Raw genomic sequence first — 8,780 nt, forward strand, 5'->3', positions numbered from 1 at the left:
TGCTTATTTTAAACAACATACGATGTAAAATTATAGACAGAGTTTTCTGCGTTGTTAATCGAAAAACACCATTCGTTGATACCTATAAATTTGCCAGTTAAAAGAACAAATTTATCTTGCATATTATCATAGAATACGCGAGCCACTGCCTACAACTACGAGTAAAAAGGAAGAAAAAACTGAGTTCATAAGGTACATTTGTGAGAAAGAGGTGTATATTTGATGTTATTGATGAGATAGCGGAAACCGTGAGAAAAAAATTAGAATAAATATTAACCTCAAAATAAATACAAAATGATTAAAATGATTAAAATGATTAAAATTAGTTCGCTTTTAGTTTTTGCAGTACTTCTCAATAGTTGTGCATCGGGATATAGAAAAATAAATCCTGAAACAATAAATTACTCCTCAAAAAGTATTGAAAGCAATATTTTGTTAGAATACAAATACGATTTATTAGAAAAAAAATATAAAAAGAAAGAAACTAAAAATAATATTAAGCTTATAGCTGTTAAGATTACAAATAATACCGAAAAAGAAATAGTTTTGGGAAGAGATTTTAAACTTTCTTATGAAAACGGAAATGAAGTTAGCATAATTGAAACTGAAAAATTATTTAAAACTATTAAACAAAGTCCAGCTTCATATTTATGGTACTTACTTTTGTCTCCACTTCAATTTTATTCAGGAACTACAACTACATCAAATGGATATTATACTGAAACTAAACCAGCAAACACATTCCCAATTGGATTGATAGTTGGTCCAGGATTAGCTGGGGGTAATATGATTGCAGCAAGTTCAGCAAATAAAAATTTTAAAAATGAATTAATGCAATTTGATTTGAATGGTAAAACTATTAAAAAAGGAGAAACTGTTTATGGATTAATAGGTTCAAATTCGAATAGTTATGATTCTATTAGAATAAAAGTACAATAACGCCTATCCGCTAACCGTCGTTTGGCAATAATTATACAAAAACGCATAAATATCAAATAAAAATGAACATATTAGCGCAAACAGGAAGAAGAAAAACAATCCTAATATCAATTAGTATTTTACTAGTTTCAATTCATACAATTTATTTTTATCATTCTTTAAGACCTGAAATTGATACTAAAAAGTTAATTCAACAACTAATAAGATTTTTGCTAACTGTTGGACTTTTAATAATGGTTTTTAGAGGAAAAAATTGGGCAAAGATTATTTCAATAATTTTATTTTCTCTCGCTCTTGTTGGAGCAATATTTGGATTAGTGACTTTAGATACACCTTTTATAAGCAAAGTTCCTTTATTGGTTATGATTTTTGTCTATTCAATTTCTATTTACCATTTTTCAATTGATAAAAGTTTTAAAGAATTTTTTAGTTATCAAAATTGTGATTCTAATGAATTGATACAGGATTCAACACAAATAATGGACGAAGATAAATTTTGGAATATAATAGAAATATCAAAATCAAATAGTTTGGGAGATTATGAAAAGCAACAATCTGAATTAAAAAAAGAACTTGAAAAACTTAATGCAATCGAAGTATTAGAATTTGACAATAAGTTTAGAAAATTGAGAGGTGAAATTTATAATTGGGATTTTTGGGCTGCTGCTTATATTATTAACGGAGGTTGTTCTGACGACAGTTTCGCTGATTTTAGAGGTTGGTTGATTGGTCAAGGAAAATCAACATTTCAAAATGCGCAAAATAATATTGAAAATCTTACCAAAATTGAAGAAACAAATGATGGAGATTGGGAAGGATTAAGTTATGTCGCAACTGAAGTTTATAGAAAAAAAACTGGTAACGATATTCCTCAAGGAATTGCAGAAAATTTTGAAATTACAGGAGAAGAATGGGAAGAAGATGAACTTGAATTGGAAAATAAATATCCGAAATTATGGCAGAAATTCGGAACAACAAAATAATAACTGTTGCTAACAGCATTTGCAAAAATTGCGAAATATGTGGTAAATTCACATTTACCTTCCTCATCAATTTACAGTCATAATTAAAACCATTAAAATGAAAACACTCTTACTACTTCTACTTGCTTTTGTTTCAATCGAATCCTTTTCTCAATCGATTAAAAAGCAGTTATTAAGAGTAAACACGATTGAAGAGGCTCAAAACTTAGCAATAGAAAATCCACTTCTAGAAGCTGAACTATTAAGCATTCACCCTGAAATTGAAAATGATGCTTTCGCGAATAAAGTAGCTGAATCAAAAGCAGGTGAAGTATTTTCAGATTTAAATTTTACTTACAAAATACTTTTCGAGAAAAACACAATGGCTTTTCGAGTTAGTTATATTTTTCTAGACGCGAATAAAATAGCATTAGCAAAAATTGAAGAATTAAGAACTACAATCTTGAAGGAATACAGCAATGGTATTCCGTTTTCTGGTTTGGCGAATAAATATACAATGGACAGTAATAAAAATGGCGATTTAGGTTGGTTTACTGAGGGGATGATGGTTCCCGAGTTTGAAACAGCAGTAAAAAACCACAAACAAAATGCAGTATTTAAAGTAGATGTTGCCAATGAAAAATGGTATTACATTGTTCTAAAAACAGATAATGACAAACCAATACGGGAACTCACGGTATTGAAATTAAAGAGCAACAGCTAGTACTGAACTATCTAAAGCTAAAACATATTGAAATTAGCATTTGGAATCACGTTTTCGGTAATCCAAAAATTGAGCGGTTACGAACGTCAAACAAGCAGAAATCTGAAAAAATAATAGCTGAAAAGTATCTGAAAACAATAAAAAATCAAATCGAACAAAAGAAAAAATAATATGAAACCAACAATTTGCGCAACTTTACTATTACTATCAACTTTATCATTTGCACAAAGTAGCCAACGGGATTATCTCGTTTCTGAAGAAAAAGACACTGTTTTTTGTAAAATAATTGCATTAAGCGAAAAAAGAGTTGAGTACCACATAGAGGATAAAAAGTCAAGTTCAAAAAAAAATATTTATAATTTTCTCGATCTAAATATTACTGATGTAAGTGTTATCGAAAACCCTTTAGGAATAAAAATTGAACAACCCGAAAAAGGCTATGCGCACGTTTATCTATATCGCCCTTATGTTTATACTGGTTCTGCACTTAATTGTAAAGTCGAATATAATGGATCAAATTTAGTTAATCTTAAAACCCAAAGTTATTATTTGCATAAAGTAAAAGCGAATGAAATTCATAAATACAATTGGGTTTATAGTGATAAAACAAAAGTAGAAATTAATGCCAAAGAAGGAGAAGTATATTTTATCCGAGGTTCATTTGCCTCTGCTTATCAACCTTTCAATACTATTTCAAAAGTTGCAAATGGCATGAATATATTTCTTGACAATCCAAAGATTGCCCGATATATGGTTTTAACAATGAAAAAAGAAAGTCCGACATATTAAAACTAAAATGAAAAATAAATCAAAATTAGCACTCATTCCAAAACGAAAGTGAAACTATTTTAAACAAAGGACTTATGACAACGGAACAATTACAATATCCCATCGGTCGTTATGAAAAGCCGAACGATATAACAAAAGAGCAAATAGAACAATGGATTGCTGCCATTTCATCTTTACCGGAGCGATTAAATACTGCGGTCCGCAATCTTACTGAGGAGCAATTAGACACTCCTTATCGCCCCAATGGATGGACAATAAGGCAAGTCATACATCACTGCGCCGATAGTCATATGAATAGTTTCATCCGTTTAAAACTGACTTTAACAGAAAACGAACCCACAATCAAACCCTATGATGAAGCGAGTTGGGCTACCCTATCCGACTCGATACATATGCCCATTGCCCCTTCTTTACAAATGATTGAAGGCATACATGAGCGCTGGACGATTCTACTAAAAGGATTAACAGAAGCACAATATAATTTGCAATTTATTCATCCCGATCATGCTCCTAAAATTAGAATAGATGAATACATAGCGATGTATGCATGGCATTCTAATCATCATTTAGCACATATAACAACGACTATGGAAAGACATCAGTGGAAATAAACTATTTTTTAAATTCCCATTCAAATCAAAAGAAATTATCTTTACCGCTTTCGACAAGAACCTTCAACTTTAATCATCGATAAGTGAAATCAAAATATGTCTTACCGCTTTTTCTAGTACTTCAAATTATCTTCTTACAGATAATCGCTCATTTTCCTGAGACCGTAGAGCGCTATTATAGCACGGACTTGTTTCCGTATCTTTCGCGATTATCAAGACTGGTTTTAGGACCTATTCCGTTTTCAGTGGGTGATTGTTTGTATTTTATTTTGATTGGACTACTCTTGCGCTGGTTTTGGATTACCCGAAAATCATGGAAAGTTAATTGGAAAAATAATGATTTACAGTTAGTTAGTTTCGTTTCCGTTTTTTATTTTTTCTTCCACTTTTTTTGGGCCCTCAATTATTACCGCCAGCCTTTGTTTGAGAAATTAAACATCGAAAGAGAATATAGCGATGCTGATCTACTCGCTTTCACTCAAAAACTGATTCTAAAAACCAATTCTATTCATAAACAACTGGTGAAAAATGACAGCGCAGCTATTGTATTTCCCTATACGCCTGAGGAGCAAGTTTCCAAAAATATAAATGGATACAAAAATCTAGCGCAACACTATCCTTTCTTTGAGTACCAAGATTTAAGTGTTAAGAACTCCTTATTTAGTGTACCACTCACCTACATGGGTTTTGGAGGTTATTTAAATCCGTTTACGAATGAGGCACAAATCAATTCCTTACTCCCACTGTACAGTTCGCCTACCACCAGTTGTCACGAAATGGCACACCAAATAGGATTTGCAAGTGAAAGTGAATGCAATTTTATTGGTTTTTTAGCTTCGATAAAAAATGACGATCCTTATTTTAAATATTCGGGGTATAGCTTTGCGTTACGCTATTGCTTGTACAACTGGCAAGATAGAGATGAAATGGTATTTAACAAGTTACTTAAAACAATTCATCCTGGTATTCTAAAAAACTATAAAGAAACAGATGATTTTTGGAAGCAATACGAAAGCTTTATCGACAAAGGGTTTCATGTATTTTACGATAATTTCTTGAAAATAAACCAACAAAAGGACGGCATCAATAGCTATAGCAAATTTGTTGACTTAATGGTGAATTATTACAAAACAGAGGAACTTTAACGTTTACAATCGCAATTTAGCATACAGGCCTACCTTATCTAACAATTAGATTTTCCTACGGAATTAAAATCTCAACTAAGCTTTTTTCTAGCCTTCTATATAATCCGCTTTGATCCAAAGTTTCGATTTGTATTTTCAATTATTTTTTCCATAAGATCTCGAAAAGTTTTCAGATCGGTAAGGACTAATTCTTGTTGTTCCATTTTAAATGATTTCCAAAATCCCTTATTTGTTATTTCATTTTTTGTTTTCGTTTTGCTTATTTCTATTCCCTTCGCTCCCGTCAAAGTAATTTCCTCTAAGACAGGTGAAAAATATTTATTTAGGAACTCTGCTAAATTTGAAGATGGTTTTAGTTCTGAAACATCAACACCTTTTCTTTCTAAGTTTCTTTTTATTGTCAAAAACAGGCCTGCTTTAATACACGGAGTTCCAAAAAGTTTTTTTGCTTCGTAACTATCTTTAACAGCATAATTGCTAATTAGCGTGCAAACACCACTAAGCTTTTTAGCTTTAGCTGGTTCTAAAGCTTCAAACCATTTATTATCTGGTATATTAATGCGGAATTCCTGATTAAGAAATTCACTTAGATTTTTCCATTCTAATAAGTCGTTAGCCCATCTCCATTCTCTTATTGACATTTCGGCTGTTATTTCTGCCCACCGGTCTGCTTCTGGATCAAGTGGACTGCAAAGTCTATGTTGCTCTATGAAAATCTCAAGAACTTCTTCAGCCGAATATGTTTGTATTTTTTTAGTCATTTTCTACTTAAAGGTTTATCCCTTAAATTTCATCACTCGTAAAAGTGGTAAAACTACGTTTTCTAAAAGGCCTGATAATTAATCGACCTTCGCGGTCAAAACGAATGTAGTTGTATACCCAATTCAGAAAAACTACGGCTTTATTCTTGAATCCTATAAGCGAAAATAAGTGGACGAACATCCAAACAAACCACGCAAAAACACCACTAAAATGATAGTTAGGCAAGTCGACTACTGCTTTATTACGACCAATGGTTGCCATAGATCCTTTATCGTTATAGGTAAACGGCTCTAGCTGTTTACCAGCGATTAAACGAATAATGTTTTTACCTAATAACGCTCCTTGTTGTAGTGCCGGTTGCGCCATCATAGGATGGCCTTGTGGGAAAACAGCAGTTTCCATTGAAGCGATGTCGCCAATTGCAAAAATATCAGTATATCCTTTTACTTGACTAAATTCATTCACCCGAATACGCTCCACACGTTCTACTAAGGCATCCCCATTTAAACCTGCAACAACGGCTCCTTGCACTCCTGCGGTCCAAATTACGGTTGCAGTATCAAAAACCAAATCAGAGTTAGTGGTGATCGTGCGCCCGTTGTAATTCGTAACCCGTACATTTTTCCACACTTTAACTCCTAGATTTACTAAAAATTGTTCAGCTGCTGCTGATGATTTTTCAGTCATGGTGTTGAGGATGCGATCACCACTTTGAATTAAATTAATTTGCATCTTCGATATATCGAGATCGGGATAATCTTTTTGAAGAATCGCTTTTTTCATTTCGGCCAAAGCACCTGCCAGTTCTACACCTGTTGGTCCGCCACCTACGAGTACAAAATTGATCAAGCTATTTTGCTCCACTTTATCAGTAGTTAACACTGCTTGCTCAAAATTTTCTAAAATAAAACTACGAATATTAAGCGCTTGCGGTATGGTTTTCATAGACATACTATTGCGCATGATCTCCTTATTACCAAAGAAATTAGTTTTTGAACCCGTTGCAATGACGAGATAATCATAATTGAGTTCGCCAATTTCGGCAATGATTTTTTTGTTAGCGGTGTCAATTTCTTGAACAGTGGTTAACCTAAAATAAAAATCATCGTATTCCTGAATCACCTTACGAATAGGGTAAGCGATTGAACCCGCTTCTAAACCGCCTGTTGCCACTTGATACAATAAAGGCTGAAAATTATGGTAATTATGCTGGTCTAGCAATACAACTTGTACGTTTTTATTTTTGAGTTGTTTCGCTAAAGCGATGCCGGCGAAACCGCCACCTATAATTACGATTCGGGGATTTTTAGACTGAGGAATATTCATAGTAGTTTCAATTGATCGTTCTGCGAACTCAAATATACAAGTTATACCGACTTTAACACAGGAAAAAATAGGAATATGAATGGGATTAAATAGCGCCATTTTAAACAAATGGTCCATTCCCCATTAGTGAGGAACAAAACTCGTTCTATTCTAGCCCCGATCGCAATGAAAATCCTCCCGATGGATTAGCGAGGAACGAAGCAATCCAGTGGGAGATTGCAATGTAGAGCGGGACCAATAGTGATTGAAATACCTATGCTGTGCTCCAAAAAAATATCTTACATTGTAACAAAAACTACTATCACGACACTAACGTATATATGAGTGAGAATTTAGAGCAATCGTTTGTACAGCAACTAAAGGACAATCAGAATATTATCCACAAGATTTGTAGATTATATACTGATGGTGAGGATGCGCACAAGGATTTGTTTCAGGAAATCACGATTCAGTTATGGAAGGCCTTTCCGAAATTTAGAGGTGACAGCAAGTTTTCGACTTGGGCGTATCGCGTTGCCTTGAACACTGCCATTACTCTATATCGAAAGAGCAAACGCTCGATTGCAACAGTGGAATACGAAGGCGGACAACACTTTATTAAAGATGTTGATTACAATTATGAAGAAGAGGAACAAATTAAATTAATGTATAAAGCCGTTTATCAGCTGAATGATATTGAGAAAGCGCTGGTTTTTATGTACTTGGAAGACAAGGATTATCATGAAATATCAGAAACACTAGGAATTAGTGAAGTTAATGCGAGGGTGAAGATGAATAGAATTAAAGGGAAATTAAAAAAAATACTAAATCCTTAAGGAATATGGAAGAGCTGGATTTATTAAAAAAAGACTGGAAGAAGAGTACGGCTTCCTTTGAACAGATATCAGAGATAGAACTATATAAAATGATTCACAAAAAATCGTCTTCGATTGTGAAGTGGATTTTGATTATCAGTATATTAGAGATTTTAGTTTGGAGTACGATTGGTTTGGTATTCAACAGCGATGACTATTTAGAGAAAATAAGTAAATCAGGGTTGAATACTGTTTTTCAAATTATGAACATTGCTGGCTATGGGATAACACTAGTATTTATTTATTTATTTTACCGCAATTATGTAAAAATATCTACTATTGCTTCGACTAAGCAACTGATGAAAGATATTTTAAGGACAAGAAAAACAGTTCAATACTATGTGTACTACAATCTAATCATGATTGCGTACAGCATGGTTGTTGGTTTTATTATTGCTTTTAGCTTTAGTCCTGAAATTGATTCACTAAAAGAAAAAGTGAGCAGTAACACAAGCGCAATGGCGATTACAATATGTATATTGTCCTTAGTTACCTTGTTTATATTTGGAGCATTTTGGCTGTTTTACAGACTCCTTTACGGAAGACTGTTACGAAAATTACTAGCCAATTATAAAGAATTGAAGAAGATAGACTTGTAGTAGTTCGCTTCAATTTGTGTTTAAAAAAGCCCGATAACTTTGCATAGTTATCGGGCTTTTTGATTTACT

At 33.0% G+C, this 8,780-nt stretch carries 10 protein-coding genes; 8 read left to right on the forward strand and 2 right to left on the reverse strand.

The window, feature by feature from the left end; genetic code table 11:
- Positions 1–294 precede the first annotated feature (294 nt).
- The 6 genes from P8M54_RS15140 (at position 295) to P8M54_RS15165 (ending at position 5,170) form a co-directional block, all read left to right on the forward strand.
- Complete coding sequence (locus tag P8M54_RS15140) at positions 295–939, forward strand: hypothetical protein (protein ID WP_300288858.1); 645 nt, start codon at positions 295–297, stop codon at positions 937–939.
- Between the two features lie 62 nt (positions 940–1,001).
- Positions 1,002–1,922, forward strand: coding sequence for a DUF4240 domain-containing protein (locus tag P8M54_RS15145; protein WP_300288859.1), 921 nt, complete (start codon positions 1,002–1,004; stop codon positions 1,920–1,922).
- 97 nt (positions 1,923–2,019) lie between these two features.
- On the forward strand, positions 2,020–2,625 hold the full coding sequence (locus tag P8M54_RS15150) for a peptidylprolyl isomerase (protein ID WP_300288860.1): 606 nt from the start codon (positions 2,020–2,022) through the stop codon (positions 2,623–2,625).
- A gap of 171 nt (positions 2,626–2,796) precedes the next feature.
- The gene (locus P8M54_RS15155) at positions 2,797–3,414 is read left to right on the forward strand and encodes a hypothetical protein (protein WP_300288861.1); all 618 of its coding nucleotides are present in this window, start codon (positions 2,797–2,799) and stop codon (positions 3,412–3,414) included.
- Between the two features lie 74 nt (positions 3,415–3,488).
- Complete coding sequence (locus tag P8M54_RS15160) at positions 3,489–4,025, forward strand: YfiT family bacillithiol transferase (RefSeq protein WP_300288863.1); 537 nt, start codon at positions 3,489–3,491, stop codon at positions 4,023–4,025.
- Positions 4,026–4,108: 83 nt separating this feature from the next.
- On the forward strand, positions 4,109–5,170 hold the full coding sequence (locus tag P8M54_RS15165; protein WP_300288864.1) for a DUF3810 domain-containing protein: 1,062 nt from the start codon (positions 4,109–4,111) through the stop codon (positions 5,168–5,170).
- 95 nt (positions 5,171–5,265) lie between these two features.
- On the opposite strand, the gene P8M54_RS15170 is transcribed toward P8M54_RS15165, so the two are convergent.
- On the reverse strand, positions 5,266–5,931 hold the full coding sequence (locus P8M54_RS15170) for a hypothetical protein (RefSeq protein ID WP_300288865.1): 666 nt from the start codon (positions 5,929–5,931) through the stop codon (positions 5,266–5,268).
- Positions 5,932–5,953: 22 nt separating this feature from the next.
- Positions 5,954–7,258, reverse strand: a complete 1,305-nt coding sequence (locus tag P8M54_RS15175; RefSeq protein ID WP_300288868.1) for an NAD(P)/FAD-dependent oxidoreductase — start codon at positions 7,256–7,258, stop codon at positions 5,954–5,956.
- A 320-nt stretch (positions 7,259–7,578) separates the two neighbouring features.
- On the opposite strand from P8M54_RS15175, the gene P8M54_RS15180 reads away from it, so the two are divergent.
- On the forward strand, positions 7,579–8,073 hold the full coding sequence (locus P8M54_RS15180) for a sigma-70 family RNA polymerase sigma factor (RefSeq protein WP_300288866.1): 495 nt from the start codon (positions 7,579–7,581) through the stop codon (positions 8,071–8,073).
- A gap of 5 nt (positions 8,074–8,078) precedes the next feature.
- Entirely contained in the window at positions 8,079–8,711 is a 633-nt protein-coding gene (locus P8M54_RS15185; protein WP_300288867.1) for a hypothetical protein, read from the forward strand.
- Positions 8,712–8,780: the final 69 nt, after the last annotated feature.

This window comes from Flavobacterium sp., from assembly GCF_029242675.1.
In the GTDB taxonomy this organism is placed as follows: Bacteria; Bacteroidota; Bacteroidia; order Flavobacteriales; family Flavobacteriaceae; genus Flavobacterium.